Annotated in this window: 18 protein-coding genes; 8 read left to right on the top strand and 10 right to left on the bottom strand. The window is 40.7% G+C overall.

Going from position 1 to position 18265, the window contains the following annotated elements; genetic code table 11:
• Positions 1–3: 3 nt before the first annotated feature.
• The 3 genes from spoT to gmk form a co-directional block, all read right to left on the bottom strand.
• Complete coding sequence (gene spoT / locus H5115_RS09895; RefSeq protein WP_002958827.1) at positions 4–2109, bottom strand: bifunctional GTP diphosphokinase/guanosine-3',5'-bis pyrophosphate 3'-pyrophosphohydrolase; 2106 nt, start codon at positions 2107–2109, stop codon at positions 4–6.
• Between the two features lie 122 nt (positions 2110–2231).
• A complete protein-coding gene (rpoZ, locus tag H5115_RS09890) occupies positions 2232–2507 on the bottom strand; it encodes a DNA-directed RNA polymerase subunit omega (RefSeq protein WP_002958829.1) in 276 nt (91 codons plus the stop codon).
• Positions 2508–2631: 124 nt separating this feature from the next.
• Complete coding sequence (gene gmk / locus H5115_RS09885) at positions 2632–3252, bottom strand: guanylate kinase (protein ID WP_024596677.1); 621 nt, start codon at positions 3250–3252, stop codon at positions 2632–2634.
• A gap of 238 nt (positions 3253–3490) precedes the next feature.
• Between gmk and H5115_RS09880 the strand changes: the two genes are divergently transcribed.
• Positions 3491–4966, top strand: coding sequence for an NAD(P)H-hydrate dehydratase (locus H5115_RS09880; RefSeq protein ID WP_182755012.1), 1476 nt, complete (start codon positions 3491–3493; stop codon positions 4964–4966).
• Between the two features lie 22 nt (positions 4967–4988).
• Here the strand turns inward: H5115_RS09880 and H5115_RS09875 are convergent, their stop codons facing one another.
• From H5115_RS09875 to H5115_RS09855, 5 genes are all read right to left on the bottom strand, one after another.
• Complete coding sequence (locus tag H5115_RS09875) at positions 4989–5420, bottom strand: VOC family protein (protein ID WP_182755010.1); 432 nt, start codon at positions 5418–5420, stop codon at positions 4989–4991.
• A gap of 200 nt (positions 5421–5620) precedes the next feature.
• On the bottom strand, positions 5621–6034 hold the full coding sequence (gene rnk, locus H5115_RS09870) for a nucleoside diphosphate kinase regulator (protein WP_010555031.1): 414 nt from the start codon (positions 6032–6034) through the stop codon (positions 5621–5623).
• 193 nt (positions 6035–6227) lie between these two features.
• Positions 6228–7877 (bottom strand): chaperonin GroEL, encoded by a 1650-nt coding sequence (groL, locus tag H5115_RS09865; RefSeq protein WP_002958835.1) that lies wholly within the window; start codon positions 7875–7877, stop codon positions 6228–6230.
• A gap of 48 nt (positions 7878–7925) precedes the next feature.
• Positions 7926–8213: a co-chaperone GroES gene (locus H5115_RS09860; RefSeq protein ID WP_002958836.1), complete on the bottom strand. Its 288-nt coding sequence runs from the start codon at positions 8211–8213 to the stop codon at positions 7926–7928.
• A gap of 110 nt (positions 8214–8323) precedes the next feature.
• A complete protein-coding gene (locus H5115_RS09855; protein ID WP_002958838.1) occupies positions 8324–8800 on the bottom strand; it encodes an FxsA family protein in 477 nt (158 codons plus the stop codon).
• A 178-nt stretch (positions 8801–8978) separates the two neighbouring features.
• Between H5115_RS09855 and cutA the strand changes: the two genes are divergently transcribed.
• The 5 genes from cutA to accC all read left to right on the top strand — a co-directional run bounded on the left by cutA (position 8979) and on the right by accC (position 13679).
• Positions 8979–9299, top strand: a complete 321-nt coding sequence (gene cutA / locus H5115_RS09850; protein ID WP_002958839.1) for a divalent-cation tolerance protein CutA — start codon at positions 8979–8981, stop codon at positions 9297–9299.
• Entirely contained in the window at positions 9299–11128 is a 1830-nt protein-coding gene (locus tag H5115_RS09845; protein ID WP_182755008.1) for a protein-disulfide reductase DsbD, read from the top strand. Before cutA ends, H5115_RS09845 begins: the two co-directional genes overlap by 1 nt.
• A 228-nt stretch (positions 11129–11356) precedes the next feature.
• Positions 11357–11809, top strand: a complete 453-nt coding sequence (gene aroQ, locus H5115_RS09840) for a type II 3-dehydroquinate dehydratase (protein ID WP_182755006.1) — start codon at positions 11357–11359, stop codon at positions 11807–11809.
• Positions 11810–11847: 38 nt separating this feature from the next.
• Positions 11848–12312 carry an acetyl-CoA carboxylase biotin carboxyl carrier protein gene (accB, locus tag H5115_RS09835; RefSeq protein WP_002958842.1) on the top strand — a complete coding sequence of 155 codons (465 nt, stop codon included), beginning with the start codon at positions 11848–11850 and terminating at the stop codon, positions 12310–12312.
• Positions 12313–12338: 26 nt separating this feature from the next.
• The gene (accC, locus tag H5115_RS09830; RefSeq protein WP_182755004.1) at positions 12339–13679 is read left to right on the top strand and encodes an acetyl-CoA carboxylase biotin carboxylase subunit; all 1341 of its coding nucleotides are present in this window, start codon (positions 12339–12341) and stop codon (positions 13677–13679) included.
• A 208-nt stretch (positions 13680–13887) separates the two neighbouring features.
• Here the strand turns inward: accC and H5115_RS09825 are convergent, their stop codons facing one another.
• Complete coding sequence (locus H5115_RS09825) at positions 13888–14589, bottom strand: FadR/GntR family transcriptional regulator (RefSeq protein WP_024596672.1); 702 nt, start codon at positions 14587–14589, stop codon at positions 13888–13890.
• Between the two features lie 199 nt (positions 14590–14788).
• Between H5115_RS09825 and H5115_RS09820 the strand changes: the two genes are divergently transcribed.
• Complete coding sequence (locus tag H5115_RS09820; protein WP_149601989.1) at positions 14789–15547, top strand: SDR family NAD(P)-dependent oxidoreductase; 759 nt, start codon at positions 14789–14791, stop codon at positions 15545–15547.
• 3 nt (positions 15548–15550) lie between these two features.
• Positions 15551–16501, top strand: coding sequence for a 2-dehydro-3-deoxygalactonokinase (locus H5115_RS09815; RefSeq protein ID WP_182755002.1), 951 nt, complete (start codon positions 15551–15553; stop codon positions 16499–16501).
• A gap of 59 nt (positions 16502–16560) precedes the next feature.
• On the opposite strand, the gene glpD is transcribed toward H5115_RS09815, so the two are convergent.
• A complete protein-coding gene (glpD, locus tag H5115_RS09810) occupies positions 16561–18066 on the bottom strand; it encodes a glycerol-3-phosphate dehydrogenase (protein WP_182755000.1) in 1506 nt (501 codons plus the stop codon).
• Positions 18067–18265: the final 199 nt, after the last annotated feature.

The following is an 18265-nucleotide window of genomic DNA, read 5'->3' as shown; positions in this document are numbered from 1 at the left end:
ATTTTACTTTTTACGATAGACTTTTTGTACATCAGGCATAACGCGAATGCGGCGCATAATGTTAGCAACGTGGATACGGTTTTTAACGGTAACCCCTAAATCTATCACGTATAAATTACTTTCTTTTTCATCGGTGGTAATTTCTACAATATTGGCTTGGGTTGTAGTAACAACATTGGTTAATTTAGCCAGAGCCCCCTGATGATTAATAATTTCAACTCTCAGAGCTGCAATATATTCTTTCTCTGGGTTGTCGTCCCATTTTACAACTAAGTATTTAGAGCGCTCATTTTCCCAGCCACGGATGTTTTTACATTCTTGGCGGTGAACGGTCAGGCCCTTACCTTGGCTTACATGAGCTGTAATAGCATCGCCAGGTACAGGTCGGCAACACTTAGAGTAATTAACTAGCATGCCCTCAGTACCAATAATGGTCGCTTTGGCTTGGCTGGTAATATCAGTTAAGTCGTCACTGTCATTTTGTAATAGGCGTTTGGCAATTAACATGCTCATTAGGTTACCAGAGCCAATTTCTACAAGTAATTCAAGAAGCGTTGTTAGTTCGTGCTCCTCAAGTACTCTTGCTATATTTTCATCAGCAATGCTATCTAGTTTGTTTTCACCTAATGCTGAATCAAGTAAGCGGCGCCCTAAAAGCATAGCTTCTTCATGATGCTGGCTTCTAAGGTAGTTACGAACGCCCAAACGCGCTTTACCAGTAACAATAAAGTTTAGCCATGTTGCATTAGGGTGAGCACCTGAGCTTGTTATTATCTCTATCGTTTGCCCTGTATCTAAGGGCCTACTTAAAGGGTGCGGCTTGCGATTAACGCGCGCGCCTACGCAGGTGTTGCCTACATCTGTATGCACGGCATAAGCAAAATCGACTGCGGTAGCACCCATCGGTAGCTCAACAATACGCCCATCTGGTGTAAATACGTAAATTTCTTCTGGGAATAGCTCAGTTTTTACATTTTCAATAAATTCAAATGATGAACCCGCACTTTGCTGAAGCTCTAATAAGCTCTGCATCCACTGGCGAGCACGTTGCTGCGAAGTATTACCTGCACCATCACCTGCTTTTTTATACATCCAATGCGCCGCTACACCTTTGTCGGCCATATGATCCATATCGTGAGTACGAATTTGAATTTCAACAGGTATACCGTGTGGACCAACTAATGAAGTATGAAGCGATTGGTAACCGTTTGTTTTTGGTACTGCAATATAATCTTTAAAGCGTGTTTCAATAGGTTTATAAAGACTATGAGCTACACCTAATACACGATAACACGTATCCATAGAGTCAACTGCAATTCTAAACGCGTAAATATCCATAACCTCGTTAAATAGCAGTTCTTTATTAAGCATTTTTTTATAAATACTATATAAATGTTTTTCACGGCCTGACACAGTTGCTTTAATGCCTGACTCTTCAAGACGTGCTTCTATTTCATGCTGGATATTAGTAATAACTTCTTTGCGATTACCGCGTGCTTTAGCAACTTCCGATTTAAGTGCGCGATGACGCATAGGATATAAAGCTTGAAAACCTAAGTCTTCAAGTTCATTTTTAATATCGTGAATACCTAAGCGGTTTGCAATTGGTGCGTAAATTTCTAGTGTTTCACGCGCTATTCTGCGGCGCTTATCTGGCCGCAATGCGCCTAAAGTACGCATATTGTGTGTTCTATCAGCAAGCTTGATTAAAATGACTCGAATATCCTGGGTCATTGCCATAATCATTTTGCGGTAGTTTTCAGCTTGGAATTCTTTTTTATCTTTAAAGCTAAGCTTATCGAGCTTACTCACACCTTCAACTAGCTCTGCAACAGTTTCGCCAAATATCTCGGCTAAATCTTGTTGACTAAAATCAGTATCTTCAATTACATCATGCATTAGCGCGGCCATGAGTGTTTCATGGTCAAGATGCATGCCTGCAAGAATTTGGGTTACTTCTACTGGGTGCGTTATGTAAGGTTCGCCACTCGAGCGAGTTTGTCCTTCATGGGCCTCTCGGGCTACCACGTAAGATTTTTGAACCAGCTCTACATCAGCAGCGGGCAAGTATTCTGAGATTTTCTTTTTAAGACCTTCAAAAAGATACATTCACACTCCAATGTTCTAGTGAAGCAAATTAGGTAAGTTACGAATATACGATGAAAAGAGAGGATTGCCAACGGCTATAGTAGAAATACTGCGCCGTTGGCTAAATCAGACCGGGAGGTCGATTATTGGTTGCCACCAACAATAGCAGCAACAGCAGCTAATTCAGCTGCTTCTTGGTGTTGTTGTTCTTCACGGTCAATTAAGTCCATTGAAGAGCTATCAACTAAACCTAGTTCAATTTCACGTAAAGCAACTACCGTTGGCTTATCGTTTTCAGGGTCTACTAGTGGAGTTTTACCACCAACAGCAATTTGGCGGGCACGACGAGCCGCAACTAAAATTAAGTCAAAACGATTACCAACTGCATCTACTGCATCTTCAACTGTTACGCGGGCCATCACAGCACTCCAAAAATAATTTAAATCAAAGACGTAGTTTACTGCAAGCAGCCACTTTCGCCAATAGCCAGTGTTCAATTTTTATCAGTTTTACTTGTCTAAGCCTGATTTAAATAGACTTAAATTATTTAAGCAGGCTATTTAGTAAAACTTGATGGCGTTCTTCTTGCGCTTTTAGGGTTAAGCGCTGAGCCATTACAATCATTTCTATGTCGCCAAGCGCGCTCTCAAAGTCATCATTAACAATTACATAGTCGTATTCGTTATAATGTGATGTTTCAGATTGTGCTTTTGCCATACGAGAGGCAATAACCTCAGCCGAATCTTGGCCACGATTATTTAAGCGTTGCTCTAACTCTTCTTTTGAAGGAGGTAGTATAAAAATAGTTTTCACGCTTGGCATTATTTCGCGCACTTGTTGCGCGCCTTGCCAATCAATATCTAAAAACACATCAATACCCGCATCAAGTTGCGACTCAATAGCCTGCTTTGATGTGCCGTAGTAATTGTCAAACACTTGGGCCCATTCAAAAAAGTCATCTTTGGCAATAAGCGCTTTAAACTCATCTGTAGATGCAAAGTGATAATGCACACCATTTTCTTCGCCTGGGCGAGGGGCGCGAGTTGTATGTGATACAGATACTTTCATATCAGCGTGTTTTTTTAATAACGCATTGATTAAGCTTGATTTACCAGCACCTGAAGGGGCTGATAAAATAAATAAGTTACCGCGAGTTTGTGCCATGCTTTTCTCTACCTAAAATAAACAGGCTTGGATTACAAGTAAACCAAGCCTTTAATTAACTGCATTGTACTTTAATTAGCTCACCTTGCTCAAGTTAGACGTGCTCAAGTGAGCCATGCTTAAATTGAAGTGGCAGTGTTAGACTTTAAATAAAATTGCAATTTAAAATTGCCAACAGAACTAGCCGCTAGATATAAGTATTTGATAAGGTGAACTATCACCTATTAAAGGAGCCTTTATGCTTAATAAAACCTTATTTACCGCACAACAAGTAAGAGATAATGAAGCTTTAGCGGCTAAAAATAGTCATTGCGATTTATTTACCCTAATGCAGCGGGCAGGAGAGGCTGTATATAAGCAATGGCAGTTATTTGATGCGCAGCATACATTAGTCATTGTTGGCCATGGTAACAATGCTGGAGACGGTTACGTTGTAGCTAGGCTTATTATGCAATCAGGTAAAAAGGTAACAGTATGCGCTGCTGAACCCGAAAAAACATTAAAAGGTGATGCTGCAAAAGCGCAGCAGCTATGGATAGAAGCGGGTGGGGTGGTTTCTCATTTTACAAAAGATGCTCTTAATGAGTGCGATATCGTTATTGATGCGCTCCTTGGTACTGGGCTTAATAGCGCCGTGCGCGATAATTTTGCGAATATAATTAACGCTGTAAATAACAGTGGTAAGCCCGTAATAAGCATTGATATTCCATCAGGCATTGAAGCAAATACAGGACAGCCTTTAGGGTGCGCAGTACAAGCTACTTCAACCGTTACTTTTGTAGGTATAAAGCAAGGGCTCACAACGACGGCAGGTAAACAACATAGCGGTAAGTTAGTTTTTGATGATTTAGCAATTGGCGATGCGTTTACTTGTATAGCTCAATCATCAGGTACCTTGATAAATATTAATAGCTTTAAAGGAATTGCCACGCGGGCAATCAATAGTCACAAAGGCAGCCATGGCAAGCTTTTATGTGTTGGTGGCAATCAAGGTACTGCAGGTGCAATTAGGTTAAGTAGTGAAGCAGCTCTTAGAACGGGTGCTGGTATGGTAAGGGTGTATACACACGAAAGCTCAATAACACCTATTAGTATTGGCAGACCAGAACTTATGGTAAGCAGTAATAACTTACATCAAGCGCTAGAGTGGGCAAGCTGCGTTGTTATTGGCCCAGGGCTTGGGCAAGACGAGTGGGCACAACAAACATTCGATGAAGTAATGCAATATTGCCAAAACAATAAAATGCCATTGGTTATAGATGCAGACGCCCTTAATTTACTCGCTAAGCAAGCTTCATCGTATATGTTAGAGCAATGCGTACTTACGCCACATCCAGGCGAAGCTTCGCGTCTGCTAAGTGTTAGTACTAGCGACATAGAATCAGACCGTTTTAATTATGCCCGCCTTTGCGCCAAGCGCTATAACGCGACTTGTGTATTAAAAGGCGCTGGAACATTAATAGATAATGCCCAGCACACGTGGGTATGTGAAGATGGCAACCCAGCACTGGCAGTTGGCGGCAGTGGCGATGTACTCACTGGTATTATTGGGGCATTACTTGCTCAAGGTTTAACTATTGATGAAGCAGCACGCTATGGTGTAACACTGCACGCTAAAGCCGGTGATATCGCAAGTGAGCGAGACGGGCAAAGAGGAATGCTACCCAGTGATTTATTCCCAGTTGTAAGAGAGTTAGTTAATAAAGTGACGTGAGTTCAAGCGTCACTTTACATAACTAATTATTAAGCTGCAGTAAATCCCATTTTGTACCATATAGGTCTTCAAAAACCACTACGGTGCCATAGGGTTCTACTCTAGGCTCTTCGTTAAATGTAACGCCTTTAGAAAGCATTAAATTATAATCTCGCCAGAAATCATTAGTATGCAAAAATAAAAACACGCGACCACCCGTTTGATTACCAATAGCGCTAATTTGTTCGGGCGTTGTGGCTTTAGCAAGCTGTAGATTAGTCCTGCTCGAATTAGTCCCATTTGAACAAGCCCCGTTTGAATTTGGTGGTGAAATTAACACCCAGCGTTTACCCTCTCCTAAGTTAGTATCCTCGACTAACTTAAAGTTGAGCTTTTGAGTATAAAACTCAATGGCATCGTCGTAGTCCTTAACAACTAATGCAATGCTGCCGATATGCTGTTGAACGTTAGCCATGTTTAGCTCACTCCGTACTATTAAATAAATGTGCTTTTTATCATATTTAGTAAACGATCAAGTAAGGTATATGCTCGCAGTATGTAGCTTATTTATAGGTATAAATTAAACAGTAACAATCTGGTTTATAATAAAAAGCAAAACCCAGCCGAGGCTGGGTTTACTTTAAGTCGAGTTTTAGCGTTAAATGCATAAAATGTTTATCTGTGTAATTCGCCAGCACGTTCTGGTTGATAGGTTACTTCTTTTATTTTTACCTTTATTAAGCCGCCACTCGGTTTAGGCCACTCAATTTCGTCGCCTTGGTTTAGTCCAAGTAATGCGCTACCAACGGGGGATAATATCGATATTTTATCGCCGCTAGAGTCACTGTTTTTTGGGTACACTAAGGTTAACGTAAATTCTTCTTTAGAAGACTCAACAATAAAGTTTACAGTTGAGTTCATTGTTACAACTGACGATGGCATATCTTTAGGTTCGACTATTGTCGCTCGTGCCAGTTCAGCTTCCAATTCTTCTTTATTAGCAAAGCTACCTGCAGGCAATGATTCCATTAAGTCATACAATCTATCTGCATCGAGTGATGAGATGATTAGTTCAGGTTTTTTATTCATCTTAATATCCTTAATAATTTTTAATAAATAAAATTAACTCTGAGTATGGCTTGGCATGCATTTAAGAAGCAAAGGGATACGCGAAGTCATTTTATTAATTAGCCACACCTGTGGCTTTTACTTTATTTGTGCCCAATAGCTAAAAACCCAGCCGAAGCTGGGTTTTTATTTGAGCTAGGTGTTTAGGGGATGATTACATCATGCCGCCCATACCACCCATTCCACCCATGCCGCCCATATCAGGTGCACCAGCAGATTCGTCTTTAGGGATTTCAGCTACCATTGCTTCAGTAGTGATCATTAGACCCGCAATAGACCCTGCAAACTGTAGCGCAGAGCGTGTTACTTTAGTAGGATCTAGGATACCCATTTCAATCATGTCGTTGTATTCGCCAGTTGCTGCGTTGTAACCGTAGTTACCATCGCCGCCTTTAACTGCGTTAATTACAACTGATGCTTCGTCGCCTGCGTTAGTTACGATTTGACGAAGTGGTGCTTCCATCGCACGAAGTGCAACTTTAATACCGTGGTTTTGATCTTCGTTGTCGCCAACTAAATCAACTAGCTTGCTAGCAGCACGTACAAGTGCAACACCGCCGCCAGGTACTACGCCTTCTTCAACCGCTGCACGAGTTGCATTTAATGCATCTTCAACGCGGTCTTTTTTCTCTTTCATTTCGATTTCAGTAGCAGCACCTACTTTGATTACTGCAACACCGCCAGCTAGTTTAGCCATGCGCTCTTGAAGTTTTTCTTTATCGTAATCAGATGTAGCTTCTTCAATTTGTGCTTTAATTTGAGAAACACGACCAGTAATACCTGCTTCTTCACCAGCACCATCAATGATAGTTGTATCATCTTTAGTGATAATTACGCGTTTAGCTGTACCTAGGTCTTCAACTGTTGCTTTTTCAAGCTCTAAGCCGATTTCTTCAGAAATAACAGTACCGCCAGTTAATACAGCGATATCTTGTAGCATTGCTTTACGACGATCGCCAAAGCCAGGTGCTTTAACAGCTGATACTTTAACAATACCGCGCATGTTATTAACTACTAATGTAGCTAGTGCTTCGCCTTCAAGGTCTTCTGCGATGATTAGTAGTGGTTTACTTGCTTTAGCAACCGCTTCTAATGTTGGTAACAATTCGCGGATGTTAGATATTTTTTTATCTACAAGTAGAATAAATGGGTTATCTAGTTCAACAGTGCCTTTTTCTGGGCTGTTGATAAAGTAAGGAGATAAGTAACCACGGTCAAACTGCATGCCTTCAACAACATCTAGTTCGTTTTCAAGTGATTGACCTTCTTCTACAGTAATAACACCACTGTTGCGGCCTACTTTTTCCATTGCTTGAGCAATGATATTACCAATCTCTTGATCAGAGTTAGCTGAAATAGTACCTACTTGTGCAATTGCTTTAGTATCAGAACAAGGAACAGATAACGCTTTAAGCTCTGCAACAGCAGCAATAACTGCTTTGTCGATGCCGCGCTTAAGATCCATTGGATTCATGCCTGCTGCAACAGCTTTAAGGCCTTCATTAACAATAGACTGTGCAAGTACTGTAGCGGTAGTTGTACCATCGCCGGCTGCATCATTTGCTTTAGATGCAACTTCTTTAACCATTTGTGCGCCCATGTTCTCAAACTTGTCTTCAAGTTCGATTTCTTTTGCTACAGATACACCATCTTTAGTAATAACTGGAGAGCCAAATGATTTGTCTAGTACAACGTTACGGCCTTTAGGACCTAATGTAACTTTTACTGCGTTTGCCAGGATGTTTACGCCAGTTAGCATTTTAGCGCGTGCGTCACCTGCAAAAAGTACTTCTTTTGCTGCCATGTTTTAAATTCCTCTAAATTCTTAAATGTTTATAAACGAAAAGTAGGTTTAGCCTACAATGCCTAAAATATTATCTTCACGCATGATCAGGTACTCTTGACCTTCGATCTTTTCAACTTTTTCAACATATGAGCCAAATAACACAGTGTCACCGGCTTTAACTTCTAACGCTCTCACGTCACCGTTATCTAAAACGCGACCATTACCTACGGCTACAACTTCTCCGCGAGTTGATTTTTCAGCTGCAGAGCCAGTTAATACAATACCGCCAGCAGATTTTGTTTCTTCTTCTAGACGTTTAACGATTACGCGATCTTGTAAAGGACGAATGTTCATGTTTTTTAGTTCTCCTAACAGTTTCTGAACAGTACAGAAAAAAGCTTTTCTAATTTGCATTCATTAATGGGGGTAGAGTGTAAAATTCCAAGAGAAAAAATGATAAATTTTTAATCTTTTCGCTCATATTCGCCATCAATAGTCGTTGGTCGTTCCATTTGCCCTTGCTCTCGTTCAGCATGTTGCTGCCCAGCAAACGGCGATGGCCCTTGTTGCCTACCTGCGCTCATTCTAACAGTTGCTTGGCTAGCAAGGCCTGCGGCCAGTTTGTTACGAATTGCAGGCGTTAATAATAGTAATCCAAACACGTCGGTCATAATGCCAGGGGTAAGTAATAATACCCCTGCAATTACAACGCATATTCCGGTAAATAATTCTTTGGCTGGCATTTGCCCTTGCGCCATTTGCGCTTGTACGTTTTGCAGCGCACCCATACCTTGTGTTTTAACCATTTTGGCACCTAAAATCGCGGTAATAACAACAAGTGCAATTGTTGCAAATCCGCCAATCACATCGCTTACTTGAATCAGTAAGGCGATTTCGATAATAGGGATGATGATAAACAACACAAATAAAAATCTAAACATAGCGCTCTCTAAATAATGACACTCAAAAGAGTTGATGAAATATAAATGAGGGTGACTAGGTCTCTTTTCAAGGTTAGGGCATAGGTATAGTCATTTTACTGATATTTAAGCGTCTACACATTGTATCGGCTATCAGATACTATGAAGCTAGACACTGTCCAATAAGTATAGGTTCATAATGACTACGCATTTTAAAATGATTTTTACGACCTGCAAAGATGAAGCAGAAGCACGCAGCCTAGCAAGGGCGTTGGTAGAAAAAAAGCTAGCAGCTTGTGTAAATATTTTACCTAACATGGGCTCTATTTATATGTGGGAGGGCGAAGTAGCAGAAGCAACTGAAGCCAAGCTACTTATAAAAACAAAAGCAGATAAAATGAACGATGTGTTTTTAACAATAAAAGAGCTACATAGCTACGAAGTGCCGGAGATTCAGGTTGTAGAAGTTTCAACTGGTAATTTGGCGTATTTTAATTGGATGGACGAGGTACTGAATTAATGCGTTTTTTCTTTTTATTGTTGGTTACATTATTAACTGTACCCGTAAAGGCTGCGACTAATAATGTGCTTGGTGATCTACTTGGGCCTCCGCAACAGACTTTTTTACCTGTAGACCAAGCGTTTGTTTTTGATTTTGACCAACAAGGCAGTACCTTGTTTGTAGGTTGGGATATAGCGCCAGACTATTATTTATATAAAAAGAAAATAGAAATTATCGCCAAAGGTGCAAACATTCAAGTAGGCGACTCTGGCAGTGGCGAAATTATTGAAGATGAATTTTTTGGTAAAACAGAGGTTTTTTTTAATTCCGCGAGTGTTATTAGTAAGCTAAGTAATGTAACCGAAGGCGCCGTGGTTAAAGTTCGTTACCAAGGCTGTGCAAAAGCAGGGCTTTGCTATCCACCAGAAGTAATTAGCATCCCACTTAGTGTTATTAGTGGCGCACAGATTAAAAATGTAGACCAAAATAACACTACAGATGAAGCAGCAACTGCGCAAAGTACATTTGCAGCACTTAGCGAGCCAGCTACTGAACCTACAACAAATTCTGATGATACCGAAAAAGAGCTTACTTTTACTGAACAGTTAGCAAGTCAGGGCTTAATAACTAATTTACTTATATTTTTTGTTGTTGGTGTAGGCCTTGCTTTTACGCCCTGCGTATTCCCTATGTTTCCTATTTTGTCGAGCTTAATTGCGGGTCAGCAAAACCTTTCAACTAAAAAAGCGTTTGCGTTGTCGTTTGTATATATACAAGGTATGGCAGTTACCTATGCAGCACTTGGTTTAGTTGTTGCGGCGCTTGGTGGGCAAGTGCAGGGGTATTTACAGCATCCATTTGTATTAGTTAGCTTTAGTTTACTATTTGTATTATTGGCTATGTCGATGTTTGGTTGGTACGAAATAAAACTGCCAAGCAGTATGATGAGCAAGCTAACTCAAGTAAGTAACAATCAAAAAGGCGGCAACTACGTTGGCGTATTTTTAATGGGTGTACTGTCGGGATTAATAGCATCACCGTGTACTACTGCGCCACTGTCGGCAGCGCTCTTATTTGTAGCGCAAAGTGGTGATTACTTAGTAGGTGGTTTAACGCTATACGTGCTTAGTTTAGGTATGGGGTTACCACTTTTATTACTTGGTACATCTGGTGGTAAATTACTGCCTAAAGCCGGTGGTTGGATGGAGCAAGTTAAAACCTTGTTTGGCTTTGTAATGCTTGTTGTGCCGCTTATATTACTTGAGCGACTAGTAAGCGCCGACATTATATTATTAATGGCCGGTGTGCTTGCATTAGCAACGGCACTTTACCTACATCACTGGCAAAGTAGCCAAACACAAAGCAAGTTAAAAACTGCATTATGGTTTGCTGCAACGCTATTAGTTATGACAGGGTTTACGTTAACTAAAAACTACTTTTGGCCAGTACAAGCTGTGCAAGTAAGCTCACAAAGTAATGAGTTTAAAAAGGTGGCGGATTTAGCTGAGCTAAAAGAGGCCGTAGCGCAAGCGAGTAATGAAGGTCGAATGGTTATGGTCGACTTATATGCTGACTGGTGTGTGGCGTGTAAAGAGTTTGAGCATTACACGTTTCCAGATGCCAAAGTGCAAAGTGAATTTAGCCATTATCAGTTAATTCAAGTTGATTTAACTAACAGTGACAATAAAACAATTGAGCTAATGGAAGAGTACACCGTGTTTGGTTTACCTAGTATTTTGTTTTTTAACAGCCAAGGTAAAGAGCTAACTACACAACGTGTAACCGGCTTTTTAAACGCAGACGATTTTGCTAAACACCTTGCTACAGTGCGCGCCAGCGCACAATAATAGTGCAATAGAGCCACTTGGATATACCAAGTGGCTTACGACTCCCTCCTAGTTATCCGTTCCCAAAACAGAGATTGGACCAGTATTTTGCTGCTATTTACATCGAAATCACTATAATAGTTGGTTAACGTGAGAATTTGTTGCTACATTACTTTTTTCTGCTTGCTTAAAAGCGAAAAACTACTTAGCAACCGCTTAACTCATTACTTATAGGATATATCGCGTATTATGGCTGCAAAATTTAACCTTTTAGTTATAAATGGTCCAAATTTGAACATGCTTGGCAAGCGTGAACCGGATAAATACGGTTTTAAAACGCTAAGTGAAATTATGAGCGAACTAACCAGTGCCGCTGATAGTCTAGATGTTGAGTTAGCACATTTTCAAAGTAATAGTGAGCAAGCCCTCATTGAGCGAATACACAGTGCTTGGCAAGCGGTTGATTACATAATAATTAACCCTGCTGCATTTACGCATACAAGCGTTGCATTACGTGATGCATTGCTAAGTGTTGATATTCCGTTTTTTGAAGTGCACTTAAGTAATGTGCACGCACGTGAAGCCTTTCGTCATCATTCGTATTTTTCTGATGTGGCACAAGGCGTGATATGTGGATTAGGTGCAATGGGTTACCACGCAGCATTAAATGCCGCTGTGAGCCGGTTGAAAAACTCGATTTAATTTTAAATTAACACACAAACAAACAGGCGGGTCGTGTAATGGATATTCGCAAGATAAAGAAGCTTATCGAATTAGTAGAAGAATCAGGTATTGCTGAGCTAGAAATCACTGAAGGTGAAGAATCAGTACGTATTAACCGTAACAACATGAGCGCAGGCCCTGGTTACCCGCAATTTGCTCCACAGCAATATGCACCAGCGCCAGCAGCCCCAGCTCCAGTTGCAGCAGCTCCTGTAGCAGTTGAAGCAGCAGCTCCAGCAGAACCTACTGGCCATCAAGTTAAATCACCAATGGTTGGATCTTTCTATGCAGCAGCGTCTCCTGAAGCTCCAGCGTATGTAGAAGTTGGTCAGCAAGTTAAAGTTGGCGATACGCTTTGTATTATCGAAGCTATGAAAATGATGAACCAAATTGAGTCAGATAAAGCCGGTACAGTAAGAGCTATCTTAGCTGAAAATGGCGAGCCAATAGAATTTGATCAACCTCTATTCATCATTGAATAATAGCGTAACCTAAAAGGCCAACTCTAATGTTAGATAAAGTAGTCATTGCAAACCGAGGTGAAATTGCACTTCGTATATTGCGCGCCTGCAAAGAGCTTGGGATCAAAACGGTTGCTGTGCATTCAACGGCGGATCGCGATCTTAAGCATGTATTGCTTGCAGATGAAACCATCTGTATTGGTAGACCATCAGCAACTGAAAGTTATTTAGATATCCCGCGCATTATTGCTGCGGCTGAAATAACTGACGCTGTAGCGATTCATCCAGGTTACGGTTTCCTTGCAGAAAACGCTGATTTTGCCGACCAAGTTGAGCAAAGTGGTTTTGTATTTATTGGTCCAAAAGGTGACACTATTCGCCTTATGGGTGATAAAGTTTCTGCTATTTCAGCAATGCGTAAAGCAGGCGTTCCATGTGTACCAGGGTCTGATGGTCCGGTATCAGATGATAAAGAACGTAACATGCAAATCGCTAAACGAATCGGTTACCCGGTAATCATCAAAGCCGCTGGTGGCGGTGGTGGTCGTGGTATGCGTGTTGTTCGTAGCGAATCTGAACTTATTGATTCAATTGCATTAACACAGCAAGAAGCTAAGCAGTTCTTTGGTAATAGCATGGTTTACATGGAGAAATTCCTTGAAAACCCACGCCATATCGAAGTTCAAGTATTAGCAGATGGCCAAGGTAATGCAGTACATTTAGGTGAACGTGATTGTTCTATGCAACGTCGTCACCAAAAAGTAGTTGAAGAAGCACCAGCGCCAGGTATTACTGCAGAAACACGTAAGTTTATTGGTGAGCGCTGTACACGTGCATGTATCGAAATCGGTTACCGCGGTGCAGGTACGTTTGAGTTTTTATACGAAAACGGCGAGTTTTACTTCATAGAAATGAATACACGTATTCAGGTTGAACACCCTGTAACTGAAATGGTTACTGGTATTGATTTAATCAAAGAGCAGTTAAAAATTGCTGCGGGTCAGCCATTATCATTCACGCAAGACGACGTTGTTATTCGTGGTCATGCTATTGAGTGTCGTATTAATGCTGAAGACCCTGAAACGTTTATCCCTTCACCGGGTAAAATTACACGTTTCCATCCTGCTGGTGGTTTAGGTATTCGTTGGGACAGCCATATTTACGCTGACTACACGGTTCCACCACATTACGATTCAATGGTTGGAAAGTTAATTACTTACGGTGAAAACCGTGACGTAGCTATTGCCCGCGCGCGCAATGCACTTAACGAGCTAGTAATTGACGGAATTAAAACTAATACTCCTTTGCATAAAAGAATTCTTGCAGATGAAAACTTCCAAAATGGTGGTACTAACATCCACTATCTTGAGAAGAAATTAGGATTGTAATTCTAGCCTGTAAAAAGGCGTTTTATCTTAGTTAATAACCCGAGTTATTAAGCTGATTTAAATAATTAAAAATCCGATATCAGGAGACTGATATCGGATTTTTTAATGCCTGTAATTTAAGTTTTATAGGCAATAAAAAAGTCCATAAAATATACTGCAAAGAGTAAATTCGATGGACTCAATATTTATATAATATGTTGAACTAACATTACACTAATTTAGATTCAATTAACTGTAGTGCTTCTTCTAAAATTGTTTCTACTGCTTTTTTAGCGCGCTCAGGGTCGCGTGACTTTATGGTCTCTAAAATATCAGCGTGCTTAGCAACATCTGCGCCCGGTACACCTTTAATGTGGTTTGTATAACGAATACTTACTCTAAGGGCTGTACTAATAAACTCAGTTAACTGCACAAAAAAGCGATTGTTACTGGCCACTAATATGCTGGTATGAAAAGCAATGTCGGCTTCTAGTGGGTCGTCTAAGCCTTCGTCTGCTTCAGCCATACGGGCTAAGGCACTATCTATATCAGCGAGTTGTTCTGCGGTTGCATTTAGTGCTGCAAGAGCGGCCGCTTGTGGTTCAAGGGCTACGCGTACTTGAGTAAACTCTTTTAATAACGACAGTGATGGTTTGCTGCTTAAAATCCAACGTAGTACGTCGGTATCAAACATGTTCCAGCTACTTTCAGGTAATACACGAATACCTTGCTTAGGACGCGATGAAATTAATCCTTTAGCAGAGAGCATTTTTACCGCTTCGCGGGTAGCGCTGCGACTTACATCATACTTTATACATAAATCGGCTTCAGAAGGCAGGCCTTCGCTTACAGGGTAAACACCACGCACAATAGCAAAACCCAAATCGTGGGTTAATTGTTGTGTTAAATTTTGACGGGGTTGGCTTTTCATTGCGCAGGATTCCGAGTTGATATATTGCTTTATTATATATCATATATCATATTAATGTACTTAAGGATATGATATAAACTTTTAATTAGTTAAATATTTTAGCACAGCACTAACAACTTAGTTTGGCTCTTTATACTGTAAATGTAAGTTTATAAAGGGTTTAATTAAAATGGAAAATGCGCTGTATGGAGAGTTGAATTTGAACACCCTAGCTCAATATCATAGTCTTTCTGGTAAAGTTATTTTTATTACAGGCGGTGCATCAGGCATTGGTAGAGCAATGGTTAAATCCTTTGTAAACCAAAATGCAAAAGTGGCATTTATAGATATTGATGATAAGGCAGCGCAATCGCTTATTCGTGATTTACCTAATGCAAAACTATGGTATAGGCAAGTTGATGTAACTGACTCTCATGCACTTCAGCAATCACTTGTGGATGCATGCGCCGCTTTTGGTGCTATTAATGTACTAGTTAATAATGTAGCGAACGATCGCCGTCAAGCAAGCGAAGACGTTACAGTGCAAGACTGGGATCAGTGCTTACAAATAAACTTAAACCCTGCATTTTTTGCCTCTCAAGTTGCTATGTCTTTTATGAAGAGCGATGGAGCGGGCAGTATCATTAACTTTAGTTCTATTAACGCTATTATGGGACAACCTCAAATGGCAGGCTATGTAACCGCAAAAGCAGGCCTAATAGGTATGACTAAGGCACTGGCTCGCGATTACGGCGAGTTTGGTATTCGCGTTAACGCTATTTTACCAGGGTGGGTGGCTACCGACCGTCAACTAGCAAGCTGGTTTACCGAAGAAGAGCAAGTTAAGTGGATGGAAGCCATGGCGCTTAAAAAATTAGTAACTCCTGAAGATGTTGCTAATTTGGCACTCTTTTTAGCCGCCGATGAAAGCAGTATGATCACCGGGCAAAGTATTAAAATTGACGGTGGGAGGCTTTAAAGCTTGGCTACTTCATCTCTTTTTATTGCTGTTGACTGGGGCACGAGCCATTTACGCGCTTATTTGTGCGAAGTACGAGCGCAATCAACACTTAAACTATTAGCACAACGTGATGGCCCTGGCGTTGTTAAAGCAAATCAAAATTTTGAGCAAACCCTAATCGACACCATTGCAGTGTGGATGCAAGAATATGGCAGCTTACCTATATATATTGCAGGACAAATTACCTCAAGCATCGGCTGGCACGAAACGCCTTATTTAGAATGCCCAATTAATCCCGAAGGGCTACTTAATGCTGCGGTTAGCTTTGATTGCGATGGACATATTATTAAAGCGCTACCTGGCACAAAGTGTACGCTGCAAAATGGCTTGTTTGATGTAATGCGCGGCGAAGAGCTGCAAATTTTAGGGTTTTTAAAGCAAAACCCAGAGTATCAACAAGGTAAAATATTACTCTGTTTGCCTGGCACACATACCAAATGGGTGCTCATAAACAATGGCGAAATCATTTGCTTTAAAACAGCCATGACCGGTGAGTTATATGATTTGTTATGTCATCAAAGTGTTTTAATTCCTAACGACTGCGCAGAGGGTGAGTTTGACTTTAAAGCATTTGAGCAAGGCTGTGAGCTAACTTTAGGTAGTGATAGCGGTAACTTGGCACATGGTATTTTTAGTGTGCGTACCCGCCAGCTTTCAAAGGAGTTAACGCCAGTACAAGCCAAAGCCTATTTATCGGGTGTATTAATTGGCAGCGATGTACGAGCAGCTCGCCACGCTAGCGAATGGCAATTATTAAGTGATACACAAGTTGTGGTGATTGGCACAAAGCAGCTCAATAAGTGTTTTACTACGGCGCTTAACCAAATAGGTGTGAAGTGTGTTGAGTTTGATATTAAAACAGCGACGCTTAGTGGCTTTAATTATTTATTTAATTTAGAGTCAAAAAAATAAACCCCTTTATAGCGGTTAAATTATGAAGGGGTTAACAGGAAGCTATTATAACTTGATAGTTAAGCGCTTTTAGCTGCTTGGTTATGCTCAATATAATCATTAAGCGCAGCAACTTGCGCCTCATTAAAACGTAGTCCTAATTTGCTGCGGCGCCATAAAATATTGTATGCGTTTTCTGCCCACTCTTCATTTAGCAAGTAATCTACTTCTGCTGCAAATAAACCATGGCCAAAATCTTGGCCTAAATCACTCAACCCAGTTGCACTACCTAAAATATGTTTAGCACGAGTACCATAAGTGCGTACAAAGCGTTTAAGTGTTATTTCAGGTAGCCATTCGTATTTTGCTTTTAGCTCTGATTTAAGTGCTTCTACAGAGCTAAAATCACCACCAGGGAGCGGACTATGTTTGGTCCACGCTTTGCTCATTTGTGGGTAAAAGTCTTCAAGCTTATTAACCGCAGCTTCGGCAAGTTTGCGATAAGTTGTAATTTTTCCGCCAAACACACTCAGTAGAGGTGTTTGCTTAGCATCACTCGAAAGCTCTAATTTATAATCGCGAGTAACGGCTTGTGCATTAACTGATTCGTCATCAAGTAATGGGCGTACACCAGAAAAGGTATGTACTATGTCTTCGCGTTTAATCGGTTGTTTAAAGTAGGTATTAGTAATATCAATTAAGTAATCAATTTCTTCATCACTAATTTTAACGTCTTGTGCTTCACCTTTGTGCTCTACATCGGTTGTGCCAATAAGTGAGAAGTCATCTTCAAACGGAATAACAAACACAATACGCTGATCTTTATTTTGTAAAATATAAGCTTGTTTTTCATCGTGAATGCGAGGCACTACAATGTGGCTACCTTTTACAAGGCGAATATTTTGTGGTGATTTTTCTGTTAGTGCTTCGTCAAATAATTTAGCTACCCAAGGACCCGCAGCATTAACAATCCCTTTGGCAGAAATGGTGTATTTAGCTTTGCTCTTTTGCTGCTCAAGGGTTACCTGCCATTTATCTTGCTCACGTTTAGCATTTACACACTTAGTTTGCGTGGTAATAACGGCGCCTTTTTGCTGCGCTGCTAGGGCGTTTAAAACGACTAGGCGAGAGTCATCAACCCAGCCATCTGAGTATTCAAAACCTTTAGTAATAGAGGGTTCTAAAACGCTATTTTCACCAAATTTAATGCTTCGAGAACCCGCTAGTGTTTCGCGTTTTGCTAGGTTGTCATACATAAACAAGCCAATACGAATCATCCAAGCTGGGCGCAGGTGTTTTTGATGCGGCAATCTAAAGGTTAGCGGCCACATAATATGAGGTGCGTTTTTAAGTAGCACTTCACGCTCTGCTAGCGCTTCTTTTACTAATCTAAATTCGTAATGCTCAAGGTAGCGCAGACCGCCGTGGATCAGCTTAGAACTGTTTGAAGATGTTGCACAGGCAAGGTCTGATTGTTCGCACAATAGAACTTTTAACCCTCTGCCAGCTGCATCAGCTGCTATTCCAGTGCCGTTTACACCGCCACCGATGACTAGTAAGTCATATTCGTTATCTGCTAATTCCACCGAGCTAACCTTTTTATTTGTAATATAAATAAGACATAAGCATCATAAAGCTGCTGTTTTCATTTGACAATAGAAAACCCAGTTTTTTATTCGTTAATTTTGACGCCAATCCATTTTCAATTTTAAGCAGTAAAGCATGCCTTTTAAATCTAGCATTTAGCTAAGTTAAAAAAGCAAAGTGGCTAAAGTACTGGCCTTA

Source organism: Pseudoalteromonas sp. SR44-2, from assembly GCF_014163745.1.
Taxonomy (GTDB): Bacteria; Pseudomonadota; Gammaproteobacteria; order Enterobacterales; family Alteromonadaceae; genus Pseudoalteromonas; species Pseudoalteromonas distincta.
Note: the sequence above shows the minus strand (reverse complement) of the source record. Positions and strands in the feature narration are given on the sequence as shown.

Coding starts and splice junctions, on each gene's coding strand:
- accC (WP_182755004.1), top strand. CDS start 12,339: ATGTTAGATAAAGTAGTCATTGCAAACCGAGGTGAAATTGCACTTCGT.
- rnk (WP_010555031.1), bottom strand. CDS start 6,034: ATGAATAAAAAACCTGAACTAATCATCTCATCACTCGATGCAGATAGA.
- H5115_RS09845 (WP_182755008.1), top strand. CDS start 9,299: ATGCGTTTTTTCTTTTTATTGTTGGTTACATTATTAACTGTACCCGTA.
- groL (WP_002958835.1), bottom strand. CDS start 7,877: ATGGCAGCAAAAGAAGTACTTTTTGCAGGTGACGCACGCGCTAAAATG.
- H5115_RS09875 (WP_182755010.1), bottom strand. CDS start 5,420: ATGGCTAACGTTCAACAGCATATCGGCAGCATTGCATTAGTTGTTAAG.
- H5115_RS09855 (WP_002958838.1), bottom strand. CDS start 8,800: ATGTTTAGATTTTTATTTGTGTTGTTTATCATCATCCCTATTATCGAA.
- H5115_RS09825 (WP_024596672.1), bottom strand. CDS start 14,589: ATGAAAAGCCAACCCCGTCAAAATTTAACACAACAATTAACCCACGAT.
- H5115_RS09860 (WP_002958836.1), bottom strand. CDS start 8,213: ATGAACATTCGTCCTTTACAAGATCGCGTAATCGTTAAACGTCTAGAA.
- accB (WP_002958842.1), top strand. CDS start 11,848: ATGGATATTCGCAAGATAAAGAAGCTTATCGAATTAGTAGAAGAATCA.
- spoT (WP_002958827.1), bottom strand. CDS start 2,109: ATGTATCTTTTTGAAGGTCTTAAAAAGAAAATCTCAGAATACTTGCCC.
- gmk (WP_024596677.1), bottom strand. CDS start 3,252: ATGGCACAAACTCGCGGTAACTTATTTATTTTATCAGCCCCTTCAGGT.
- H5115_RS09880 (WP_182755012.1), top strand. CDS start 3,491: ATGCTTAATAAAACCTTATTTACCGCACAACAAGTAAGAGATAATGAA.
- rpoZ (WP_002958829.1), bottom strand. CDS start 2,507: ATGGCCCGCGTAACAGTTGAAGATGCAGTAGATGCAGTTGGTAATCGT.
- aroQ (WP_182755006.1), top strand. CDS start 11,357: ATGGCTGCAAAATTTAACCTTTTAGTTATAAATGGTCCAAATTTGAAC.
- cutA (WP_002958839.1), top strand. CDS start 8,979: ATGACTACGCATTTTAAAATGATTTTTACGACCTGCAAAGATGAAGCA.